Source organism: Eubacterium sp. AF16-48 (assembly GCF_003479405.1).
GTDB classification, from domain to species: domain Bacteria; phylum Bacillota; class Clostridia; order Lachnospirales; family Lachnospiraceae; genus Eubacterium_G; species Eubacterium_G segne.
Window position 1 is genome coordinate 84,353 of sequence record NZ_QUHB01000009.1, and the last position, 25,437, is coordinate 109,789.

A 25,437-nucleotide genomic window follows, 5' to 3' on the forward strand; every position below is an offset into this window, starting at 1 on the left:
ATTTTCCCTTACATATGAAAACTTCTGCACTATAATAGTACAGAAGTCTACATTCATGGGGAAACCATAAACTTTCTTGTGAAATACTAATTTTAGTTATTGTTATGCTATGTTTCCGTATTATTCATTTAACCTTAAACCGATTATATCATATTGTTTATATATTGCAACCTATTTTTTGTAACAGCTATGCCTGTGGATTCGAGCTGGGATGGCTGAGCTGTAACTGTATCGCATGGCTAAGCTGTTACCATTTTTAAAAATTTTGTCATACTTTGTACATTTTTACAGTATATATATTGTACTTGTAAGATATTGCTAACCTAAAATCTTTACACTTTTAGGTTTATTGGATATACTAGTATCATAAATGTTTTTGTATTATAACGAATCTATTCGAATGAGAGGTGATTTTTATGAAAATTGAAAAAATCAATGACAATCAGATTCGCTGTACCTTAACCAGGGAGGACCTTGAGGATCGTGACATTACAATAAGTGAGTTGGCATACGGTTCCATGAAGATTAAAGAACTTTTTCAGGACATGATGCGTCAGGCAAATGATGATTTTGGTTTTGATGTTAGTAACATTCCGTTAATGGTAGAAGCCACACCGATTCCTTCTGATGGTATTGTTCTGGTTATAACTAAGGTTCCTAATCAGGATGAGGATGGTCATCACTATCCTTCATTGTTTTCCAACGGTTTTCCTGAGGAATTAAAGGAAAAAATTAAGGAAAGCTTATATGCACATTTTGGTGATGCAGGGGTTGAACTTGATGATTTTGATGAAATAATAGAGGATTCTTTAGATGACTACGATGACGAAGCTCCTTTAGATGAGGAATCTTCTTTAGATAAAGATAATAATCAGCCTAAATTAGAGGAATATTCAGTCCATCTTCTTTCTTCTTATGATGATTTGAATGTTTTAATTGATTTAGCAGGAATTTTAAATGATGAATTTTCAGGTGAAAGTTCCCTATATAAGTCTCCTTTAGATGGCAGATATTATCTTAACGTTCTTTTTACTTCAAAAGACGAATTTTTTGTAGCAAGGGCCAGAGGACTTATTTCAGAATACGGCAGGACCGAAGATGTGACGGCTTTTAAACCGGCATATCTTAATGAGCATTATGAAGTAATTATTGCAGATCATGCTGTTGAGAAGCTGGCTTCTATTGCCTATTAATTATAACCAAAAATAACCGGGTTCTAACGATTTCAAATCGTTAATGCCCGGTTATTTTTATGTTAATTATATTTCATCTATTGTATTTTGTCCCTGACAGCTTTTGCTTCATACATAAGAATTGCCGTGGCAATTGCTGCATTTAATGATTCCACCTTTCCTTCCATAGGTATCTTTATAAGTCTATCCGCCTTTTGTGACACTTCCTGACTAAGGCCCCTTGCCTCGTTGCCAATTAGCAGTGCAACATCCCTGTTAAACACACCGTTGTGGTACAAATCCCCCTTTAGATGTGCTGCGTAGGTTGTAATACCCCCTTGTTTTAACTTGTCTATGTCCTCCGGCAAATTATGGGAAATGGCAAAAGGAACCCTGAATATGGAACCCATAGTTGAACGTATTACCTTTGGGTTATATATATCTGCACAATCACTGCTCATTATTATGCCTGAAATTCCTGCTCCCTCACCGGTTCTCACAATTGTTCCCAAATTTCCCGGATCCTGCAACCGGTCTAATACCACAATACAGCTGCCATTTTTATTACGTTTTTCAATTATATCCTCTACGGTATATTTTTTTTGCTTTACTATGGCTAAAACTCCCTGCGGTGTAACAGTATCTGATATTTTTTTAAATATGTTATCACTTACTATATTGTAGCTATAGCCTTTAAGACTGTCCTTGTTTTCTTTTTCAAAACTTTCTGAAACATAAATCTCTTTCAGTTCGTCCCTTGGGACCTCCAAAAACATCTTAATGCCTTCTACCGTAAACAACCCGGTGGATTTTCGCACTTTAGACTTTTCTTTAAGACTTATAATATTTTTTATATGAGCATTTGTAGCTGATGTAATTAGCATATCCTAATCTCCCATTTTTTACTGAAGAAGCTTTACTAAATCCTCTCCGTAGATTTCCTTTAATTTTTCAACAAAATTCTTATTGGCATCTACCCTGTACTGTGCCGGCATCATTTTTCTCTGACGCTCCTTCGCCAATGCTATCATAACTCTGTCATTTCCTTTATTTTCAGATAAAAGACTGATTAACTTCTGTTCCCCGGCAATATAGGCTTCCTTATCCTTAAAGGCTATCCAAAGCTCTGACGGAACCTGAACAAACTCTTTTATTTCACTTGCCTTAACCTTTCCCGGAGCATTTTCCTGTATATCTGCCTCTCCTGTGATAAATATTTTTCTGCCTTCCATTAGAATTTCCCTATATTTATCAAATTCTCTTGGAAAAACAACGATTTCCACAGTTCCCACTAAATCTTCCAAAGTTAAAAACGCCATCTGTTCTCCACGCTTTGTGAATTTTCTCGTTACAGTGGTTATTATACCTCCTACCGTAACCCGGCTTTTGTCCTTTATTTTATAACTTTCCCCTTCTTCAGGAACAGCAAAATCAAGACTCATATTTGTAATAACACGTTTCCACTTTTCTTCCATGTCAGATAGAGGATGACCACTGGCATATATTCCAATAACTTCCTTTTCAAATTCAAGCTTCTGGTCATTATCATATTCACCAACATTTGGCATTTGCATTTTGTAATTCTTTTTCTGGTCCTCATCGGCAATGTCAAACAATGACATTTGTCCCTGCATGGTATCTTTTTTATCCTGGTTTACACTGTCCACAATCTGAACATAAACCATCATCATCTGCTTTCTCGTGGCACCAAATGAATCAAAGGCTCCCGCCTTAATGAAATTTTCAATGGCTCTTTTATTTACTCCAAGAGGTGCTGTCCTTGAAATGAAATCTTCAAGGTCTTTATATATTCCACGAGCCTCTCTTTCAGCTACTATATTGTCGATAACAGCTTTTCCTACATTTTTTATTGCTGTAAGACCATATCTGATACTGTCTCCTTTAGCTGAAAATCCGCTTTCACCTTCATTTATGTCCGGTGGCAAAATTTTTATTCCCATGGAGCGACAGGAATATACATATTCTGCTACCTTGTCAGTCATATCCATAACTGACGACAACATCGCTGCCATAAATTCAGCAGTATAATAATATTTAAGGTACGCTGTCTGGTATGTAACCACAGCATATGCCGCAGCATGGGACTTGTTAAAGGCATACTGGGCAAAATCCGTCATTTCGTCGTATATTTTATTGGCAATTGACTCGCTTATTCCATTGTTTACACATCCCTTGATGTTTTCTGGCTCGTCACCGTAAACAAAAACCTTTCGCTCCTTTGCCATAACATCCGCTTTTTTCTTTGACATTGCTCTTCTTAACAAATCGCTTCGTCCCAGAGAAAATCCTGCCAGGTCACGGACTATCTGCATTACCTGTTCCTGATAAACGATACATCCGTAGGTTGGCTCTAATATACTCTCAAGTTGAGGACAATCGTAGGTTACGCTGTCTGCATTATTTTTTCCCTCAATATATTTTGGAATGAAATCCATCGGTCCCGGTCTGTACAAAGAAATTCCCGCTATAATATCTTCAAGGCTTTCAGGTTTTAATTCCTTCATGAAGCTTTTCATTCCGCTGCTTTCTAGCTGGAATATTCCTTCTGTATTTCCGGTACCAATATAGTGAAGTACATTTTTATCTGAATAATCTATTTTGTTTAAATCAATATCAAGACCTCTGTTTTTCTTAATGAATCTTAGGGCATTTTGTATAACCGTAAGGTTTCTAAGACCTAAAAAGTCCATTTTCAAAAGTCCCAGTTCCTCTAATGTTGTCATTATGTACTGGGTAGTTATGGAGCCGTCTGAGGCTCTGGACAAAGGTACATATTCATCTACCGGCTTTCCGCAAATAACAACCCCCGCCGCATGCATGGATGCGTGTCTTGGGAGTCCCTCAAGTCTTTTTGACATATCAATAAGATACTTTACATCCGAATCCCCTTCATATAAATCCCTTAATTCCTTGCTTTGCTTTAATGCTATATCAAGAGTCATATGGAGATCATTTGGTATCATTTTGGCAATGGCATCTGCCTGGGCATAAGGCATATCAAGTACCCTGGCCACATCACGTATTACTCCCTTTGCCTTCAGTGTTCCAAAGGTTACAATCTGTGCCACATGGTCTTTTCCATATTTTCTTCCTACATAATCAATAACTTCCTGTCTTCTTTCAATACAGAAGTCCACGTCAATATCAGGCATGGAAACTCTTTCAGGATTAAGGAATCGCTCAAAAATCAGATTATATCTCATTGGCTCTATATCTGTAATCTCAAGGCAATAAGACACAATGCTTCCTGCTGCAGAGCCTCTTCCCGGGCCTACGGCAATTCCGCTGGATTTTGCAAAATGAATAAAATCCCATACAATAAGGAAATATTCAATGTAACCCATACTTTTTATTGTATTAAGTTCATAATTAAGTCTGTCTTCTAATTCTTCCCTGGAAAGCTTACAGTTTTCGTCCTTTTCACCTTTAAACGCCGGATATCTTTTATGTAAACCATTTTCACATAATTCCTTTAAATATGTCCATGATGTATACCCCTTTGGAACAGGGAAACTTGGGATTTTAGTTACTCCAAATTCAAAGGTTACATTACAACGCTTAGCTATTTTTTCTGTATTTTCCAAAGCCTGAGGAGCATACTTAAATAAATCCGCCATTTCCTCAGGAGATTTTAAATAGTATTGTCCCCCTTCATATCTCATTCTGTCTTCATCAGACTTCTTTTTTCCTGTCTGAATACACAATAAAATATCGTGGGCTTCCACATCATCTGCATAAGTGTAATGAACGTCATTGGTACATACTAAGTCCACTCCCAATTCATCACTTAATCTTAAAAGCTGCTGATTAACAGTTTTTTGTTCCGGAATACCATGATCCTGTAATTCCAAAAAATAATTATCCTTACCAAATATATCTAAGTATCTAAGTGCTGCCTCTTTTCCTGCCTGATAATCCCCTCTTGCAAGAAATCTCTGGACTTCTCCTGCAAGACAGGCACTAAGGCATATAATTCCTTCGTGAAACTCCCTTAATACTTCATAATCTACTCTGGGCTTATAGTAAAAACCATCTACAAATCCCTTAGATACTATTTTGCATAAATTAGCATATCCTTTATTATTTTCTGCAAGCAAAATAAGGTGATAGTACCTGTCCTCACCTGCATTTGCTTCTTTATCAAATCTTGAACCGGGAGCTACATACACCTCACAACCTATTATGGGTTTTATGCCGTTAGCCAATGCCGCACGGTAAAAATCTATTGCCCCATACATTACGCCATGGTCTGTAATGGCAAGACTATCCATTCCCAATTCTTTAGCTCTCTTAGTTATTTCTTTTATTTTACTTGAACCGTCTAACAAACTAAACTCTGTATGGACGTGTAAATGTGTAAAACTCATATATACCTGCTTTCCTGTCTTTATGCCCATGCATATTTTCTACACCGTCAATTCTAAATACAAGTATAACACAGTTTCCCTTCCATTTGGTTATAAAATTCTTAGGTTCATATTTCCGCTTTTTTATAATAATTACTGCATTTTAAAACCCCAGGCCTTAAAAGACCCGGGGTTTTAAAAAATTATATAGAGAAAAACATTCAAAGATAGTTAATATGCTAATAATATTTTTTTTGCTTTTCATTTGTTAGTATTAGTATCTTATTTTTCACATATTTTTTCAAGTGTCCATTTTTTTGTATATTCTGTTATTTTTTAGTTTTCCTGATATAACAACATCATTACTCCCCTTTTGTCCATGATAAAAAGAACCGGCTCCATAGTTGACTTTATCAACCCTAAGCCGGCTCGTTTTATTTTACTCTAATTTAATTTCTTAATTTTTGTTTCCTAAATATTTTTCTATGCTTTCTATTGCCTGTGCCTCATCTGCACCATCTGCAGAAACCTTTACTGTCTGTCCCGGCACAAGTCCTAAAGCCATCATTCCCATAATGCTCTTTGCATTAACCTTCTTTGTCTCGTACTCAACATAGATTTTACTTTCAAACTGGCTTGCAACCTGTACACATTTAGCCACCGGGCTAGCTTCCACACCCTGCTTGATATCAATCGTAATGTCCTTTGTTGTCATTTTATACTTCCTTTCTAAAGGGTCATTCCCTTAATTCATTTGCAATGGGACCAAATTTTCAGCAGTTAATCCCTCAATTCGTCTGCAATACGACAAATCTTTCTTAACCGATGATTAACTCCCGACTTTCCTAATGGCGGGTCCAGCATTTCCCCTAGCTCCTGTAATGAAGCATCAGGATTTTCCACTCTGACAGTAGCAATATCCTGTAATTTTTCAGGTAAATACGACAAACCTTTTTTTTCTATAATCATATTTATGTCATCAATCTGTCTTATAGAAGTAGAAACCGTCTTTTTAATGTTTGCAGTTTCACAATTAACCTGCCTGTTATAGTAGTTACTCATATCCTTAAGAATACGGATATTTTCCATCTTCATTAAAGCAACGTGAGCCTCCATAACATTTAAAACATTAATAATTCCTTCGCCTTCTTTGATATATACCACAAAATGACCTTTTCTTGCAACTGTTTTCGCTTCAATATTGAAATTTTTAAGTAAATTTATTATTTGTTCCGACTTTTTATCACTGCTACACTTTATCTCAAAGTGGTAGGATTTCTGAGGATCATTAATGGAACCTGCTGCCATAAACGCCCCTCTGATAAAGGCACGTTTGCAACAGTCCTTCATTATAATAACATTATTTGTTATTGATAAATTCTCCTCTATATCACCATAAGAATTAATCAGTTTCGTTGCCTGCAAAACTTTTAACGCCTCATCATGTTCCTTTATGGTAATAGTATATGTCTTTTGACTTTTTGAATATGCATTATTTCTTGATACAATTTCTGTCTCAATACGAAAAGTTTTCCATAAAAGCTGCTTAAGCTTATCTGCCGTTACCTTGGTTTCAGTACGGAATCTCACGGAATACTTTCCATTTTCGTCAATGGCAACACTTCCACACATGGATAAAATAGCCGCAGTCTCTGCGATCTTACAATGCATTGCACTACTTATGTGAGTGGCTAACTCTTCTTTCACCTCTTGGGAGAAACTCATAATATTTTCCTCCATGATTTTATCTGGTAATATCCCTATGGGCTATTCTGATGCCGTATCCTGCATCTGCGCTGTCAAGCTGCTTGTACAATTCCTTCGCCACGGTTACTGACCTGTGATGTCCTCCGGTACATCCTATTCCAATAACCAGCTGGTTTTTTCCTTCATCTATGTAATTAGGAATCAAAAATTTTACCATATCCGTAAGTTTCTCTAAAAATTCCTTAGATACTTCCGAATCTAATACAAAATCCTGCACCTCCTTATCTTCACCGGTTTTATGCTTTAACTCCGGAATATAATAAGGGTTAGGCAAAAACCTCACATCAAAAACCAAATCACAGTCTGCCGGCACTCCAAATTTGAAGCCAAAAGACATTATTGTTACAAAAAGGTTTCTGTATTCCTTATTCATAACAAAAATCTTTTCAATTTCAGTTCTTAAATTTCTCACAAGAAGATTGCTGGTATCAATAATATAGTCTGCCTGCTTTCTTAAAAATGCAAGCTTTTTTCTTTCTGTGTTAATTTCATTTTCAACACTGTCCGCATCACCCATAGGATGGCTTCTTCTTGTTTCTTTAAAACGCTTAATTAAGGTGCTGTTATTGCAGTCTAAAAACAGAATCTCATAATTCTGGTCCTTAATACGCAGATTTTCCAATACTTCATTTATTCTGTCTAAATTGTTGCCACTTCGTATATCAACTCCAATGGCAACCTTGTTTTTTTCGCTGGTCTGACTAAACAGTAAATCAGCAAAATTTTCTATTAAATCTATAGGCAAATTGTCTACACAATAATATCCATTATCCTCGAATATCTTAAGAGCCGTAATTTTTCCGGCTCCTGACATTCCTGTAACTATAACAAACCGCATTGCTGTCTCCCTTTAAATAATTTTAACTTCCGGTTCTAATGTAACATTAAATTTCTCTTTTACAGTTTTCTCCACGTCATTTATAACCTGCAAAACATCAGTTGCCGTTGCATTACTGTAATTAATAACAAATCCACAATGCTTTTCTGAAACCATGGCACCGCCTACCCTGTAGCCTTTAAGACCTGCATCTTCAATAAGCTTTCCGGCAAAATAGCCCTCAGGCCTTTTGAATGTACTTCCGGCACTTGGAAATTCCAACGGCTGCTTTGCCTTTCTCTTTTGCATAAGCATCTGCATAATCAAACTGATTTCCTCTGAAGTTCCTATAAATAAGCCAATGCACATCTGAAGAACTATCATTCCTTCTTTTGCAATTCTGCTGGTTCTATATCCCATATCAAGCTCTGATATATCTAGTTTTCTGACATTTCCATCCCTGTCTAAAACCTTTACCCACTTAATTACATCCTTCATTTCACCACCATAAGCCCCTGCATTCATAACAACGGCTCCGCCTACATTTCCCGGTATTCCATGGGCAAATTCAAAACCACCTAAGTCATTTACTGCTGCCGTCATGGCAATTGCTGATAATTTGGCTCCGGCATCTGCCACAATTTCCTCTCCGATAACATCTATGGTATTAATCCTTGAATTTACTTCAATTATTATGCCATCATATCCCTCATCTCTTACAAGGATATTACTTCCGTTACCTATAACCATATATGGTGCATTTTCCGCTCTGCATGCCTTTACTGTATCCACTAATTCATCTATTGACCCCGGAATTACGTAAAGGGCTGCATTTCCACCGCACTTAAAGGTACAGTGCTTTGCCATATTTTCGTTTTCCTTAACAAATTCTTCTCCAACAATTTCCTTTAATCTGTCTATTAACTGCTGTGTCATGAAAAAATCACTCCTAACAAATTATTTTATTATTAATGCTGCTGAACCAAACATTCCTGCATCATTTCCCAATTCTGCCAAATGAACTGCTGCATCTCCACATGCTGAAAAACATGTTTCCCTATATGTATCCTTTACAACATCAATAAGGTATGAACCTGCCTTACTTACTCCTCCACCTATGATAAACGCCTGTGGGTTTACTGTCGCTGCAATATGTGACATAGCCTTTCCAAGATAGTTGCCCATCTGCTTTGTTATGGTTATTGCACCTTCATTTCCTTCTTTTGCCAAATCAAAAACATCCTTAGCTGTAATATTTTCCCCGAATTCATTTAATTTTTCGTCACTATGAGCTGCCATATATCTCTTTGCAAGTCGTACAACTCCTGTGGCAGATGCATACTGCTCCAGACATCCATGTCTTCCACAATTACACTGTTCCTCTTCTCCATCCTGCATATGCATATGTCCGATTTCTCCTGCACCACCATTGTAGCCTGTAAGAATCTTACCATTAATAATGACTCCGCCACCTACACCGGTTCCAAGAGTAATCATTACAATGTCATCATAACCTTTTCCGCCACCTTTCCATGCTTCACCAAGGGCAGCTACGTTTGCATCATTTCCGGCTTTAACCTTTATACCATGGAACATTTCAGAAAGCTTCTGTTCAACATTGAAAGTTCCCCATCCTAAATTTACACACTGTAAAACTGTTCCATCTGCTAAAACAGGTCCCGGAAGTCCAATTCCAATACCTTCTATTTCATCAAGGCTGATGCCTTCTTTTACTAATTTACCCTCTAAAGCCTCACATATATCTGCAAGAATATTTTCACCAAAATTTTCTGTTCTTGTAGTAATTTCCCACTTATCTAAAACTTCTCCATTATTTTTAAAGAAACCTATCTTTATTGTAGTTCCTCCAACATCAATTCCAAAACAATACTCTTTCATTTTTTCCTCCTAAATTATTTTATTCATCGTCTTCTGTTGCTTTCTTCATATTTTTTTCTACACGATTATATAATTCCTGTGCCGCATTATATCCCATTCTCTTCTGTCTGTGGTTAACCGCCGCTGACTCAACAATAACTGCAAGATTTCGTCCCGGTCTGATAGGAATGGAGTGACACACTACTTTATTTCCCAGAAATTCAATGTAATTGTCCACAAGACCCATTCTGTCATATTCTTTTTCTCTATCCCACTCTTCCAGTTTAATAACCATATCAATGTTTGCCGTATCCAAAATACTTTCAACACCAAACAATGCCTTAACATCAATAATTCCAATGCCTCGAAGTTCAATAAAATGCTTGGTTATTTCAGGTGATGTTCCAATCAATGTTTCATCACTTACTTTTCTGATTTCCACCACATCATCTGTAACTAAACGATGTCCTCTCTTTATCAGTTCAAGGGCTGCTTCACTTTTTCCAATTCCGCTTTCACCCATAATCAGCACACCTTCACCATAAACATCCACCAAAACTCCATGTCTTGTAATGCAAGGTGCCAGTTCAACATTTAACCATCTTGACAGTTCAGCGTTAAATCTGGATGTAGCCATATCTGTTGATAAAATAGGAACTCCATGCTTTGCTCCAATTTCAATCATATCCTCATCCGGCTTATTTCCACGACAAAGAATAAGACACGGTATACCGCTGCTCATCAGTTTCTCATACACCCATTGTCTGTTTTTTCTTTCCATGTTATCTAAAAATGCACATTCCACATTTCCAATAATCTGAACTCTTTCTTTATCAAAATGTTCAAAAAAGCCTGCCAGCTGTAATGCCGGTCTGTTTACTTCCGGTATGGTAATCTTAATTTTATCTGTATCCACTGATGGTGTATGATTTGTAAGTTTGTAATACTCTACAATCTTTGTAAATTTGATGCTGATATCTGATTCCATTTTATGCTCTCCTCTCCTGTTATTATTAATATTTTATAACTTTACTCCTGTCTGATATAATATCATCCGGGCATTTTTTTGTACACATTATTTTTAAATTTAGTGAAAGAACTTATATACATCCTTAGCTACATTTTCATTCATAGATGGTGCTTTCTCCAATTCCTCCACCGTGGCAGTTCTGATATTTTCCAGAGTTTTAAAATGTCTCATAAGTGCTTTTCGCCTTGTAGGTCCCACTCCCGGAATATCATCTAAAATAGAATGTACCTGTCCTTTATTTCTAAGACTTCTATGATATTCAATGGCAAATCTGTGGGTTTCATCCTGTATTCTTGTAATAAGTTTAAAACCTTCAGAATGGCTATCTATTGGTATTTCCACATTATTATAATATAAACCTCTTGTTCTATGATTGTCATCCTTAACCATTCCACATACAGGAATATTTATTCCTAAATTGTCAAGAACTTTAAGAGCTACATTTACCTGTCCTTTTCCTCCGTCCATTAAAAGCACATCCGGAAACTTACTAAAACTTCCCATATTGTAATCACCGTCTTCTAAATCCAGTTTCTCACGCTCTTCCAAACCATGTTTAAAACGTCTTGTAAGAACCTCTTCCATGCTGGCGTAATCGTCCGGTCCCTTTACGGATTTAATTTTGAACTTTCGATAGTTATTTCTCTTTGGTTTGCCGTCCTCATACACAATCATGGATGCCACAGATTCATATCCATTGGTATTTGATATATCATATGACTCCATTCTGTGAATTCCGGTAATTCCCGTAAGTTCCTCTATTTCATGAACTGCACCTGTGGTCTTTCTCTGCTCACGTCTGTATTTTTCCTTGTTTTGCTCTAACAGATTTTCAGCATTCTTAGCTGCCAGTTCCACTAACTTTTCCTTACTTCCCTTTTTAGGATTTACTATTTTAACAGTATAATTCTGATTTCTGCTAAGCAATTTTGATAATAATTCCGGCTCTTCTACCTCCTCCTGTACCAGTAATTCGTGGGGAATAAAAGGTGTTCCTATATAATATTGTTTGATAAAGCTCGTAAGAATGTCCCTTCCCGTATCTCCCGGAACTGTTGTCAGATAAAAATGTTCCCTTCCTATGAGTTTTCCGTTTCTCACAAAAAATACCTGAACCACTGCATCATTACCCTCTTCTGCATATGCAATAATATCTCTGTCTTCAAATTGATGGGTTGTTATTTTCTGATTACCTGCCACGTGGTTAATACTGTTTATTAAATCACGGCACTCCATAGCCTTTTCAAAATCCAGTTCTGCCGATGCCTTTTGCATCTTTTCCTCTAGTTCCTTGATGGTGTCTCTGTAATTACCCTCTAGAAATTTTATTGCCTTATCTACATTCTCCCGATATTTTTCTTTCGATATATATCCCTGACACGCTCCATCGCATTGCCCAATATGATAGTACAAACAAGGTCGTCCATTAACATGGGGAACTTCCTTTTTATCCTCCTGTTCCTCCCATGGTTTTCTATTATCTATTATGGTTTTATTACAATTTCTGATTTTATACATTTTCTGTAATAAATCTATGGTGTCACGAACTGCCCCGGCACTGGTAAAGGGGCCAAAATATTTATTATTGTCTTTTTTCATTCTTCGGGCTAAAAGTATTCTCGGATAATCTTCACGCAAAGTAACCATGACATATGGATAAGTCTTGTCATCCATAAGCATGGTGTTGTACTTTGGTCTGTATTCTTTTATAAGGTTACACTCTAAAATGAGGGCCTCTAATTCGGAATCTGTCAATATATATTCAAACCTTTTGATATTTGAAACCATTGACTGAATTTTCAGGCTCTTCTTAGTGCTTTCCCTAAAATATGAACTTACCCGCCTTTTTAAATTAACTGCCTTACCTACATATATAACGTCGTCCCGTTTATCATGCATAAGATAAACTCCCGGCGTTTCCGGCATTTTCTTCAATTCCTCTGAAAAATTAAACTCACTCATATGGCTATTGTACCAAATTGCAGGCAGTATGACTAGCCACTAATCATTGGAAATACATTTTGAATTTTAGAAAATAACGTATAAAAAAGCTGCTTCTTTAAAGCTTACAAAACTCTGAAGAAACAGCTCACATATATTTCAATTTAAATATTTAATTTTAACTCTTTATTTCCTTCAAGAATATTCACGTCCGTTTCCAAAGTATTATCCTTGCATGAAACCGTTACATAATACTTATATTGACTTTTGTCCTTTAATTCCACCAACATATTAACATCCACTGTGTCATCTTCCCTCAGTAAGTAAGTATATTTTACATTTTCAAGAGTTTTGGAATATTTATTCTTAATTTCATTGTCAATTTTTTCCTTTACGTTCTTAGCATTTGACATTTTAAAGAATTCCTCTTCTGATATTTCTTTAGCCTCGTATTCCTTACATGTCTTCGAATTATCATCCCATTTAAAATGATATTTCTGTTGAGATAAACTCATCCAGTCCTTAAAATCGGATTGTAATTCATAATATGAATAGTTATATGCGTACAGTTCATTATTTTCTACGAATAAATTAATTCTATTTTTAGAATACAATTCGACTGCCTGATTTTTTTCCACTCCATATATTATGGTCTTCATTTCATCATTCTGTCTCACCTGTACCTCATTAAAAAGCACATACTTATGCCCCAGATTAATTGTTTCAATTGACGTATCACTTGTAGCTATGAATGCATCTGCTAATTTTTTGCTTTCCTTCGAATTTAAGAACCAAAGTTCAAACTCACTTTCATCTCCGTTCTGTTTGCCCTTTGTTAATGCAAATGCCTCTTCCTCTCCATCCTCATCAAAATCGTCCACAACCATTTTAAACACTTCTTTATCAGTTAATTTTTTAATTTCATTTTTATAGTTCACTGTTATTTTTTCAGAAGTGTCGTTTTCAACCTTGTTCTTTGATGTACCACATCCTATTAAAGTTATCACTAATGCTGATAAAATAGTTACTAATGCTATCTTTTTCATTTTGTTTTCTCCCTACTTTTCTCCTACAAATTCTGCCCTGCCAATCACCAGTGAATCAGTTTCCGCATCATATTTTAAATACACGTTCAGCTTACCAATCTCTTTAGAGCCAATAGTAATCCTCAGTGAAGTCCTGATTGTTTTATCATCATTTCTTTCTTTGAAATAATCATATTCCGCATAATGGTTATCCCATGTTTCTGCCATTAAAGCATGTAAACTCAATGCACCGGCTGTATCTTCTTCAGTCATTCCAAGTTTGCCTTCTTTGTAAACACGAGCAGCCTGATTATCTGATCTATCCAAATCATTTGGATCTACATATTCCAATTCACTTTTTTGGCATCCTAAATCTAAAAGAGAAATTATCTGCTCATAATTAAATTTAACTCCTGTGATTTTCATTTTATAATCGTCCAACAATTCGACACGAAATGCATCTCTCTCCAACTCTGCCGTCTCAACATTACTGTATATTCTTTTTAATTCCTTACCTGTGAATTCATAAAGATTCCAGTCAACATGCATATTAGGTTCGCTGGACAAAATCACTTCATCTTTACCGTCTCCCGTAACATCCCACAGATTCAACTGTTCGTCTCTGCCACCCAAACCTGCAAATATGTCAGTCCTTGTCAGATAACTTTTCTTGTTTTTATAATCCAGCACTGCAATATAAGCATAATTTTCATTAATATCCACATTTTTGTTTTCATCAATAACTAATACAAGACATTCCCCTTCTCCGCTAATATTACCTACAGTAGCGTTAGTGATATATACCCTATCCTTAAATCCAAGATAGGATAAATCATACGTTGGTTCATCCTTTTTTTCCGTGCAAAATGTGGCGTCAGTTTCTTCTGCATATTGACATTTGTGAATAACAACCTCAACTGTTCCATTTGTCTTTTTAGGATCAGGCACTTCAAAACCTTCATCTGTTTCTTTTGTCTGTGTTAAATGGATTTGTGATTTTTCACCTGACATTTTCATAACATCATTCCCACTTGTTTCAATACCCGTTTTTTCTTCAACACTACCACATGCAACCAAGCCGAAAGTTGCAACTCCCATTAGCACTAATGCCATGATTTTTCTTACTGTTTTCCTCACCGTTTTTCTCCTTTGATTCATACATTAAATTTCAATTTTGTAGTAGCATTCATACCCAAATATCTACTTTCAAAACTAATTTTATTCTATCACAAACACAACTCTTGTCCATCATTTTTTGAAAAATTTTTACATTATTTTTTTATTTTTTTACAACCTATTGTATGAAAAAAGTTATAGGACCATCCCCCTAAATCGGGCTTTGAATTCTATAACTTTGTTCTAATAATTATGTCTTTTAGGCTGTCTGTTTCTCGGCAAGCTGCCTCTTTAATTCCTCTATTTCTTTTTCATATCTTCTACGTTCTTTTTCTATTTGACTTTGCTTTTCGTCCAGCTTCTCCTGCATTCTTTTACGTTCAGCTTCTCTTCCTCTTGCTTCTCCTCTTGCTTCTCCTAATGCTTCCCCACTCATTCTTGCATCCCTCATCATGTCATCAATTGCCTTACACATTTCCTGCTTTTCCTCCTTCTCGTCAAACTTTATGTTAATGTTTGCCCATTCCCTAATTACCACCATGGCATCCCTTTCCATGTTTGAGTATATGTTATGTTTTTCATTTAAAAGACTGTTCATCTTTTCCTTATCCCCTGATGCCTTCATAAATTCTATTATGTATCTAAAATCCGACATAAACTTCTCTGAATTGTTAATCTCATGGGGATCTATGAGATTAATCCTGTAATCCGGAATTAATTTTAATATTTCCTTATCATCAATGCTTAACATTTCGTGGAGACTTCTTGGGCCGTCCCATGGTCTGTCTCCAAAATATACCGTCAGGGTTATTATTCCGGCTATCTTGTCTTCTTTCTTAAGCCCTGACAAAAATTCACTGCTGTCCCTTAGCTTTCTCTTTCTTCTGTTTTCTTTCGACTTTCTCTCCACCTGGTCGGCGTACCCCATAAAATCATACAGACCGTTTCTTACCGGTTGGGCATAATGTACATTGGATGCATTTTCAATTCCCAAAAGCATGTAGACAATGTTACCGCTTTTCTTTATGACACACATCTTCTCCAAGTCCCTTACTCTGTCCCTGGTAATTAGTCTTCCATTTTCCCCTTCCATTAATAACAGTTCCTCTGCACTGATTTCCTTTAACATGTCATGTTTTATAATCTGCCTTCCCCCATATATGGCATAGTTAAACACATCTGCAAATCTCACGTTATCTGACATGTACTTTTTAGTTGCTATATCCTTTTTTCCCATATAACACCCCTCGTATAATATTTCGAGGTGTATACTATTAGTTTTTCTTAATTTCTTTATAGTATACACCCGATGTAAAAAAAATACAATAGTGAGCAATAAAATCCACTTTCGCCACTCGAATCATAATATTTATTTACATCTTACATTTACTATATTACATATATTTTGTTGTGTTGTCAGGTTGTATCTGTTCACTTATATATTTTTTGTACATTTATTCAAAAAGCTGTCATTAATGCACAAAAAACACTTTCTCAAAAATGATCTCTGCATAAACCTTCCATTCCAAATTATGTACATTTAATTTATCCGTAATATGTAAATATCACACCACTGGCACTGCCTTGTTCTGACCATGCTGTATTCCAGACTGTCATTTTCCACTTTGAATCCTTTTTCTTAAGCCAAACAAAATTTCCCATACTATGGTTTATATCAACATAATATACTTTTTATTGATTACTTCAATTTTATTCTTTATTCCAAGCAATCTTGTCATAAAATATTATACAGTAGCTTTTTTATCTTTTTTCAATCTAATATATATCATATACACAACCTGAACCGGCAAAATTAACATTATCATAATAAACCAGTCTTCTGACTGACCTGCGATTGACATATCTATTTTCCATAAATATGTAAAAAAGTAATAATAATCTACATTCGTTAAAAACTTCATCACACTGCACAAATCGTATCTGTGCCAACATACAATTCCTGCCGATACTTCCAGTATTCCAAATATTGCATACAAATACTTATTATATAAATATCTAATGGAATCTTTTCTATTAATCAAATATTCACCAATACAGATTATCAGAGAAATGACAATGGCAAACATAAGGCTTGCATTGTTAACTGAATAATGTAATTCATTACTAAAATAATTACAAATGACAATTATGGTCGTTTTTAGTACCAACGCAAATAATGCATAATTTATCTTATTCCCGCATGTGAATGTTATTAATAAAGCAACAATACTTCCTATACACATTCCTACTAACATTCCGGTAACTGAAAATAGCAATTCAAATCCTACGGCACTGCCAATTCCTATTCCTAAATAAATTGCAATAATAAAATTTATCAGACTATAACCTTTTTTTAATGGTGACAAAATCATAATTGTAACACCTAAAACTACTTCTAATATATTTATATTATAAAATACAGACTCATATTGAATAATTATATCTTCTAATTCCTTCACAGTATGCTCCTATCTAAATTAATTTCTATATTCATTCGTGACAAGCATAGTTACTTTTTTATATTTCAAATAGGCTTTTCACTCTTATTTATAACATTCGTATTTTTTCTCAATATATTAATAATTATTTTGATTATTAATACAATGAATAAAATAAGTATAGGTAGCCAAAATTCGTCATGACTATAATTTATATTCCACAATATAAACCATAAATCTTTTGTTGTATATGGAATTTCTAATGGATGTAATGTATTTGCAAAAACAGCTCCCACTATGAAAAATATTCCCAACCAAAAATGTTTATTTTTCTGCAAGTAGTTCCTTGCTTTTTCCTTGGTACTTATCACAATATAACTGATGACTGTTATATAGAGAGCCACCACAGCTTTAAAATACATGTTTCTGTTATCTGCATAAACATCCATAATATTAGTAGCAAAGGAAGAAAAATCAAAGTTAAACGCATATACTATTACTTCCATTATTTCATACATGGCAATGAATATTACTATTAAATTAGTAAAATCCTCTGTTTTATTATAAATAGTTAACATTACACTAACAACCAGTCCTAACACAATACCTATTATCATACTTGATATTTTGAGATTTGATACATAAGTTGTAATCATACATACCAATACTCCATAATAAGATGTTACAATAAATTCTTTAAATCTCCCTGGTATTATTTTCTGACTGATAAGTAACAATATACCCAGCATTATTCTTAATAAGGTAACTACTATTTCTCCATGCATATCTTCATATAATTCAACCATAATTTTTATTTTCCTTTCATGCAATAGCTGTACCACCAATGTATACTTTGTGGTCGTCTATGACCTTCAATCCGTTACCTCTATCTGATTTCCTCTCGCATCCACATCTAGACGATATTTTATAAGAGCCTTCCGGTGATTGCCCTCTTTTTACATACTTATAAATCTGTTTAAGCATCCTATTGACATTCACTTTTTACTCTAATTTTCTAAATTCATCTATTGTGATTTTTCCGTCATTGGAACATATTTCATACAATCTGAACCAATGGCACCACACATCAATGTCCGGGCTAAAATAAATACTTTCATACCGCTTTTGACTATTTGTAGCAATCATATCTCTTCCCATTTGTTCCACATAATAACCTTTTTTCTCACACATCTTTTTATAATAACCAGAATAACTTCTACCAATAAAAAAATCTGCATTATCACTTTCAGATACTGTAAATCCATCACTTACCCTCATCCAAACAGCAACTGTCTTTAGTAATTCATTTATTCCGTATCCATATTCATGTAGATAATGATAAATAATTACAGAATTTACACATATATATCCTAATAATATTGTAAAAATGACAACGATTGGTTTAATTATTTTTTTCACAAATAAATCCTCTCCCTTTGTAAAATTTAATAACTAATCTCTCCTGTCTACCTGAATCTCTAGTCTCTTTTATGTCCTATTTTTTATTTGTTTCCGACAGCTTGATTTTTATTATATAATACATTCATCTGGAAATTATCATACTCGTCATATGTATATTTTTTGTATCCTCCATCCCTGTATTTTACTTTCGGTTTGGTACCATTTAAAAAATTCATTCGCCTCATCCTCATTCAAATCCTTTATCTCTTTTGAAAGTGGTGGAATTAAAACTGAATAATTAAATTTCTTGTTCAAATATATATCCTCCAACTCAGTTTTTTGTTATTAAGTGAATTTGTAGGACAAGTACTGTTAACTATCAACTCATCTATTATTTTATTTGTATAATAATTAATTTGTTTTTCCACTTGTCACTCCTCCTACTTTTTTCATAATGTTTTATTTGACTTTATAAAACTGTTGCTTTATAACTCTCTTTACACTTGCCATTCTTCGTGTTTTTTGGATATTTTTATTCCATCGTATGAAATCTCCCTGTTAAAATTTACACATTACCTTAACATTGGATATCCGAAGAAATCCAGTAGGCATATTCCAACGCAACATACTTATTCCCCTTGGAATCCCTAAATACATGATTTTCCTCATCAATCAAATGTAGTTTATCCTTTTCCATAATGACTAAATATCCTAAAACATCGATATAGGCGTCTGTAACGCGATATTTTAAGTTCTCGTTATTAACATTGATTATGTATGCATCGTTCTGAACATATATTTCCCCATCCCCCATATAATATTGCGCGGAATCTTCATCACTTCTTATTCCCATTTTATCATAATGTCCCATAGCACAATAAATAAAAACCACCGCAAATATACTCAAAGAAATAAAGAATGTCTGAACTTTTACTTTCATTTTTCTTTTTTCATTCAAAAATATTTTTCATTTACATTTCCTCTCCAATAAGCATATTGGTATTCACAAAAAAATTTCTACAGAAGTATAAAAACAATATACTAATAATAAGAAACATTAACATTATAAATATATGTAATATTTTTTTGTCTGTACGGCTTTTAATATACGTATAAATCTTGTATGTAGAAAAAACCAAAAATACTGTTCCTGTTATAATCATTCCTATAATTGATATTATATATAATTTGTTACTAATAGAATTATAATTATATTTTATATAATCATACTTATTATTTTGTATTTTAGTCGCTAATTGAATTTTCAAGCCATCGGTAGCATATATATAAGAAAATACATTATATAGTATAATGATAATTCCCAAATATATTTTACTAATATTTTTTTTCATTACTGAATCGCCCTTCAGAGTTATATGCATTCGTAATACTCCTTTCTTGTATTCCATTACTTATAAACAAAAACCTCTTATACAAACTACGGTCTTTTGTAGTATACAGGAGGTTTCTATTTTATACAAATTAAAATTTATAAGCAATAAATATATTAATTGACTTATTTAAATGGTATGGTAATTTTATTATCAAGACTTCTATCAGACCAAATGCCTGGTATTCCCGCAACAAATCCTCCTACAGAAAGAAATATTGATATATTGAGTACCAATATATTTAGTATAAAGTTTATACTTACTGATGATACTATTCCTACCTTTTTAAAGTGCAATAAGTGGTTTTTTAGTTTTTTCCTTTATATGTTCCTTCTGCAATCTGCTGTGCGATTTCATCCGTATAAGTCATATGTATTAAATACCGTAAGAAAAATTATCATATCATCTTTTAACATTTTTAAAACCAAATACTTGGTAAAGATTTATCATAATCTGTAATATATTCTTCCAATACCTTTGCCCGTTCTTTTGCATCTTTTTCTAATACAAAATTATTAATATATTCTACAAATGCATCTCCTCTAAAGCACGGACAATACTTTTTGTTATGTTTATATATCCAATAACTATGGTTAACTGATTTGTCATGTATCCATTCATCAAATTCTTCTTGTATTTTTATCAAATCATGTACTAATTCTTTAGGGATTTCTATAATATCTGCATCAAATGTCATCTCAACAACAATCTTTTCCAATCTGTTCTACCTCCATTTTTATCACACTCATACGCAACTTTGATTCCCACTGTTGCAACACTTCTTTGTCCACAGTCCCTTTTCATTATAACTGTATAAGACCGCACTGTCATCGAAAAAGATTATTTTTTTAAATCTTTTTAAACTCTTTTCCTCACCATTTGTCTCTACTCCAGACTTTCCACCGAGAGCATCTATTATAATCATTGAAAAAGATTTTAGTTCTCCATCATTGAAACTTTTAACCTGAGGATTTCTCTCTTCAAAATCCAATAGTATCAAAAAATGGATGCTGGTAAATCAAATTTTCTATCACTATAAGTTACCTTGCCATATTCATTTTCTATTAGCGACAACATTTTTTTCACTTCATCATAATCATCATCATATTGATATGTAAGAATAATGTACTGCGAATCATCCAATAAACTTTCGATATATTTATACTTATATTTGATTACTTTTGATTTATCAATCTTATTCTTCGGAAATAAAGTAATATCATAGTAGAAATTTCCTTTGAATTTACCAATTGAATCTATAGAAGTAGTCTCATATTTTTCTGTTCTAAGGAGTATGCATCCTAACACTAAAATGACTAACACTGTAACAAAAATAAAGAAAACCTTACTTATCCTTTTTATCATATTAAATAACTCCTAATATCCATATTAAATTATGTATTATCATCCTTGCCTTGAAAAAAATTGCTCAGTACTTTTCTCACATATTATTAAAATTTTTCGAAAATGATTTTTCTCTTGCATATATGTATTATTCCATTTTTCTAAAAAACTTACATATTCAAATAATTAAAGGGTAGTCATTTTTTTTGAGGGGATGTCTTTTTCAAGGTGCAGTTTAAGGGGTTGGCAACGCCAACCCCTCCCGAAGAATCCCCAAAAATTTGTTTTTTAAAAACTTAGTCTCATAAACGAAACCTTGCACTATACAATAAAAGAAAAACTATAAATAACTTATTGTTACGACATCAGCATTAATCCATTAATTATCATATAATCCGTCATTCAAACAAATTTCTGCATATTGGTTACTGTTATACATAATCACTTTACACATACCTTTCCTCTTCTTTAGTTCGTTGGTATTTCACCATTTTCAATCACTATTAAACAGCTCTTTTTCCAACGTGTCTTTTATAGCTTCGTTATCATATTTCTGAATTTTTATCATTACCTTAATCACACAAAGCAAAGCACATTTTATGGTAAAACCCGCACCGTTTACTTATCTGTAGGATAACCTTTCATCCACAAAACGTCTTCCTTTTTCTCCTGTTTTTCTAAAAATGCTTTAACTTCCTCTTTGCTGACATTCTTCTTATTGATGTGATATACCTGATTATCATCATCCAGTTCATCATCAGCACACATCTCATCATAATAGCATTCTCCATTGGCAAATCTTATTTTTCCTATATAAGTATTTGCTGCACTACTTGAACCTGCAAAACTTCCATCTGTTTTAATCGATTTCATTCCTCTATAGCGAAATGCATAACAATATACTTTATCCTTTTCACTGTGGAAAACTAATACTATTTCATGTTTTGTCTCTAAAACTACTTCCTTGTTACCATCAGAGTCCATATCCACCTGACACCAGTTGTCCACACTTAAATTGTAGCTACTATCATCTCCACTTCCACAATATTCGTATTTGCCGTCATTATTATCGACCATATAATTACCTGAACTGTAGTCCTTTAGGTAACGATAATCATTAAATTCTGTATTAAAATACTTCTTTTTATTTTCAAGAACCTTCAATATATTTTTATCCTCAATACTGAATTTTTCAGCAGTGGTTTCTGATGCCTCACCAGTCGAAACTGTTTCTACACCATTACCGTTTTCTGTTGTGACTTCATCAGAAATTCCACTTGTTTCTGACACTGTGTTTGTTTTAGTTCCGGCACAACCTACCATATTCAATGATAAAGCCAAACATAAAACAATTCCCATTTTTCTTACCTTTAAAATTTTTCTCTGATACATAGTTTTTTATCCTTTTCATCTTTCAATATTGTAATATAATTTATCACATCGTATTTCTTTAAATACTTTCATTTTGCATATTGCGAATACTTCCGAATATGATATGTTATTTTAACCTTCATGATGTTACTTTAATTTTTCTTTATGAATTTTACTTGAAGCAAATCCCTCTGTGCTCCATACCCATTTTCAAAGAAATTAATATTTCTTTCCTTTCCCCATTCTATGTTATTATAATAATTTGTCTCAACCAAATATGTATATAATTTAAATTTCGTTATGCCGTCAATATTTACTATACTGTAATAAAGTCCCTTTCCATTATCGTTTTCAATATCCTTTTGCTGATATACTAGCTGCAAATAGTCATCTTTAATTTTTTCATTATTACTGTCATAATCATCAACTATATATATTTTTTCATTTTCCACATAGAAATGAGCCATACTTCTATTTTTAACATTTCCATCATTGGAATTAATTATAATATTATATATTAAACCATCCTTATATTCTCTCTCTTTGTGTATTTGTGCTGTTCCGTCTGAATCAAATAAACTTTCTTCTCCATCCATCACATATCTCATTTTTATTAAATATGTATTTCCATCTATCCAAAAATCTTTTGCATCGCTTTCCTTCATAGGTTCGCATTTTGTCCCCATTTCATCCACGCTGCTTTCCATTTCCGTTGTAGCCACAACACTTTCCTGTTCTGTAGTATTAATCTCATTTTCCTTAACACTACTCTCCTCAACTACACTCTCTGTAGCCTTTCCATTATCTGTGCCACAACCTGCAAGACAAACTAATGCTACAATTAAAATTATTATTTTTTCACCTTTTTTCATTTAAGCTTCCTCCACTATTTATATTTATAGGATACTCCAATTTTCTATATTCTGCAACTAGTATATATATCCTGTTTCCATTAAAAAGCATGGATATTATGGCAATGATTTCTATAACAGGCCGAAAAAAACTGCGCTACAACCCTGACAGGCCATTGCGCAGCAATTTGGTTCAATTCAATTTTGTTATTAAGTTGTTTCTAAAATCCGATGTACAACAACCGGCTTTTTCATAAATACATTTGTATATTAAAACTTTCAGTCTTTAACTTATTCTACAGTTTAATTTTTTTTGTTATTTCTTCATCATCTTCAGAAAAATATGTAACTTTAACAGTGTTATCATCTAAAAATTCAGCTGATTTTATTGCACTATTAGGTTCTGCCGTGTCACGCATATCCAATTTGACTTCCTTATAATAATTTGATTTATCAAACATATCCTGAATTATCATCTTTTTGTTTTCAAATCTAATTAATTTATTATTATACTCATCCCATGGAGTATAGTAAATTTCAGAAATCTTACTGTTTATAGTGTCAAAATATCTAACCTGATAAACAGAAGAGCCTGCCGAAACTCCAACCCTTACGACCTCATTGTCTAATTGTTCTACATTCGGTTCTCTGTATAACCCGGTTTCTTCATATACATTTTTACCTTCAGAATTAAGCAATGTATATTTATAAAGAACCTCCTCATTTTCTTTATACGTTTCCACTTCTACAAATTTATCTTCACTACCTTTTTCATAAGTTGTATCATTTTCAACTTGTTTGCTGCTACTGATATTTTTTGCTCCATAAGCAGCTACAATTACAACAACGATACATATAAAACATATTAATGCTTTTTTCACATTCTTACCTCCAATCCTAACTATTTATATTTATAAAACCTAAAATTATTAGAAGCGATCCCTTTAATTTTAATTTCTTTTAACTTACTAAAATCCCATGATGGCTCACTTCCCCTTGGATTCATCGATTTAGGACTATAATACAATAATGCCCCTTTAGTTATATCCTTCTTCTTACCCTTATAAATAGGAATAACTGCTTTTATTAATCTCTCATACCTTTTATTTTTAGGTTTCCTCTTTTTCAAATAATTCTTTGCTTTTAAATACTGCCTGTCTTTATAGAAATAACTTGAAAACTGATATGGCTGTTTAATAACTTTGGTAACTGTATTATAATTTTTAAAATCGTGCGTTTTATCTCTAACTCTATTCATAATAATATGAGCTATAGCCTTCCATGATTTTTTGCCTTCTCCTATTGCCTCTCCTGCAATTACAGCAACAAATAATTTTTGCACTTTTGTTAATTTATTTTTTTTCTTATTATTCTTATTGTTACTATTACTATCCTTTTCAATTTTTTTAATTGACTCCCATGCTTCTGCCGGCAAGTATTGCCCACTTTGTATCAAACTGGCTGTATGTCCACTCGGATCCACATAGTTAATTGGATTATTTGCACAATAAGCATATAAATTCCAACA

At 33.6% G+C, this 25,437-nt stretch carries 25 protein-coding genes; 1 reads left to right on the forward strand and 24 read right to left on the reverse strand.

The features are described from left to right. The first annotated feature begins 416 nt into the window (after positions 1-416). Entirely contained in the window at positions 417-1,193 is a 777-nt protein-coding gene (locus DWW68_RS10450; protein WP_118589939.1) for an adaptor protein MecA, read from the forward strand. Positions 1,194-1,270: 77 nt separating this feature from the next. Here DWW68_RS10450 and DWW68_RS10455 read toward each other — a convergent pair whose 3' ends face one another. The 24 genes from DWW68_RS10455 to DWW68_RS10570 all read right to left on the reverse strand — a co-directional run. Further along, positions 1,271-2,056: an RNA methyltransferase gene (locus DWW68_RS10455; protein WP_118589941.1), complete on the reverse strand. Its 786-nt coding sequence runs from the start codon at positions 2,054-2,056 to the stop codon at positions 1,271-1,273. A gap of 18 nt (positions 2,057-2,074) precedes the next feature. After that, positions 2,075-5,560, reverse strand: coding sequence for a DNA polymerase III subunit alpha (locus tag DWW68_RS10460; protein ID WP_118589965.1), 3,486 nt, complete (start codon positions 5,558-5,560; stop codon positions 2,075-2,077). A 436-nt stretch (positions 5,561-5,996) separates the two neighbouring features. Beyond that, positions 5,997-6,254, reverse strand: coding sequence for an HPr family phosphocarrier protein (locus DWW68_RS10465; RefSeq protein WP_021951786.1), 258 nt, complete (start codon positions 6,252-6,254; stop codon positions 5,997-5,999). A 65-nt stretch (positions 6,255-6,319) separates the two neighbouring features. Continuing rightward, positions 6,320-7,264, reverse strand: coding sequence for a DNA-binding protein WhiA (whiA, locus tag DWW68_RS10470; protein ID WP_021951785.1), 945 nt, complete (start codon positions 7,262-7,264; stop codon positions 6,320-6,322). A 19-nt stretch (positions 7,265-7,283) separates the two neighbouring features. Next, on the reverse strand, positions 7,284-8,144 hold the full coding sequence (gene rapZ / locus DWW68_RS10475) for an RNase adapter RapZ (RefSeq protein ID WP_021951784.1): 861 nt from the start codon (positions 8,142-8,144) through the stop codon (positions 7,284-7,286). Between the two features lie 12 nt (positions 8,145-8,156). After that, positions 8,157-9,059, reverse strand: a complete 903-nt coding sequence (murB, locus tag DWW68_RS10480) for a UDP-N-acetylmuramate dehydrogenase (protein ID WP_118589943.1) — start codon at positions 9,057-9,059, stop codon at positions 8,157-8,159. Positions 9,060-9,080: 21 nt separating this feature from the next. Next, positions 9,081-10,022, reverse strand: a complete 942-nt coding sequence (locus DWW68_RS10485) for an ROK family glucokinase (RefSeq protein WP_118589945.1) — start codon at positions 10,020-10,022, stop codon at positions 9,081-9,083. Between the two features lie 19 nt (positions 10,023-10,041). Next, positions 10,042-10,989, reverse strand: coding sequence for an HPr(Ser) kinase/phosphatase (gene hprK / locus DWW68_RS10490; RefSeq protein ID WP_021951781.1), 948 nt, complete (start codon positions 10,987-10,989; stop codon positions 10,042-10,044). Between the two features lie 99 nt (positions 10,990-11,088). Continuing rightward, positions 11,089-12,993, reverse strand: coding sequence for an excinuclease ABC subunit UvrC (gene uvrC / locus DWW68_RS10495; RefSeq protein WP_118589947.1), 1,905 nt, complete (start codon positions 12,991-12,993; stop codon positions 11,089-11,091). Between the two features lie 143 nt (positions 12,994-13,136). Continuing rightward, the gene (locus DWW68_RS10500) at positions 13,137-14,018 is read right to left on the reverse strand and encodes a hypothetical protein (RefSeq protein ID WP_118589949.1); all 882 of its coding nucleotides are present in this window, start codon (positions 14,016-14,018) and stop codon (positions 13,137-13,139) included. Positions 14,019-14,030: 12 nt separating this feature from the next. Beyond that, positions 14,031-15,134, reverse strand: coding sequence for a hypothetical protein (locus tag DWW68_RS10505; RefSeq protein WP_118589951.1), 1,104 nt, complete (start codon positions 15,132-15,134; stop codon positions 14,031-14,033). Positions 15,135-15,372: 238 nt separating this feature from the next. Then, positions 15,373-16,350, reverse strand: a complete 978-nt coding sequence (locus DWW68_RS10510; RefSeq protein ID WP_118595004.1) for an Rpn family recombination-promoting nuclease/putative transposase — start codon at positions 16,348-16,350, stop codon at positions 15,373-15,375. Positions 16,351-16,858: 508 nt separating this feature from the next. Next, complete coding sequence (locus tag DWW68_RS10515) at positions 16,859-17,572, reverse strand: hypothetical protein (RefSeq protein WP_021952937.1); 714 nt, start codon at positions 17,570-17,572, stop codon at positions 16,859-16,861. Between the two features lie 65 nt (positions 17,573-17,637). Further along, positions 17,638-18,357, reverse strand: coding sequence for a hypothetical protein (locus DWW68_RS10520; protein WP_118589953.1), 720 nt, complete (start codon positions 18,355-18,357; stop codon positions 17,638-17,640). A gap of 196 nt (positions 18,358-18,553) precedes the next feature. Next, positions 18,554-18,970, reverse strand: a complete 417-nt coding sequence (locus tag DWW68_RS10525; RefSeq protein WP_118589955.1) for a hypothetical protein — start codon at positions 18,968-18,970, stop codon at positions 18,554-18,556. 147 nt (positions 18,971-19,117) lie between these two features. Then, positions 19,118-19,267, reverse strand: coding sequence for a hypothetical protein (locus tag DWW68_RS13495; RefSeq protein ID WP_158576885.1), 150 nt, complete (start codon positions 19,265-19,267; stop codon positions 19,118-19,120). A gap of 262 nt (positions 19,268-19,529) precedes the next feature. Continuing rightward, on the reverse strand, positions 19,530-19,892 hold the full coding sequence (locus DWW68_RS10530; protein ID WP_147365674.1) for a hypothetical protein: 363 nt from the start codon (positions 19,890-19,892) through the stop codon (positions 19,530-19,532). Between the two features lie 869 nt (positions 19,893-20,761). Continuing rightward, complete coding sequence (locus DWW68_RS10540) at positions 20,762-21,061, reverse strand: hypothetical protein (protein WP_021952931.1); 300 nt, start codon at positions 21,059-21,061, stop codon at positions 20,762-20,764. A 27-nt stretch (positions 21,062-21,088) separates the two neighbouring features. Next, entirely contained in the window at positions 21,089-21,343 is a 255-nt protein-coding gene (locus DWW68_RS10545) for a hypothetical protein (RefSeq protein WP_021952930.1), read from the reverse strand. Further along, positions 21,340-21,708: a hypothetical protein gene (locus DWW68_RS10550; protein ID WP_021952929.1), complete on the reverse strand. Its 369-nt coding sequence runs from the start codon at positions 21,706-21,708 to the stop codon at positions 21,340-21,342. Before DWW68_RS10550 ends, DWW68_RS10545 begins: the two co-directional genes overlap by 4 nt. Positions 21,709-22,305: 597 nt before the next feature. Continuing rightward, positions 22,306-23,079, reverse strand: coding sequence for a hypothetical protein (locus tag DWW68_RS10555; RefSeq protein WP_021952928.1), 774 nt, complete (start codon positions 23,077-23,079; stop codon positions 22,306-22,308). Positions 23,080-23,210: 131 nt separating this feature from the next. Beyond that, positions 23,211-23,930, reverse strand: coding sequence for a hypothetical protein (locus tag DWW68_RS10560; RefSeq protein WP_021952927.1), 720 nt, complete (start codon positions 23,928-23,930; stop codon positions 23,211-23,213). A 275-nt stretch (positions 23,931-24,205) separates the two neighbouring features. Continuing rightward, on the reverse strand, positions 24,206-24,790 hold the full coding sequence (locus DWW68_RS10565) for a hypothetical protein (protein WP_118589963.1): 585 nt from the start codon (positions 24,788-24,790) through the stop codon (positions 24,206-24,208). Between the two features lie 20 nt (positions 24,791-24,810). After that, positions 24,811-25,437 (reverse strand): cell wall hydrolase (locus tag DWW68_RS10570; RefSeq protein WP_147365676.1); only part of this gene is annotated, 627 nt, incomplete at its 5' end.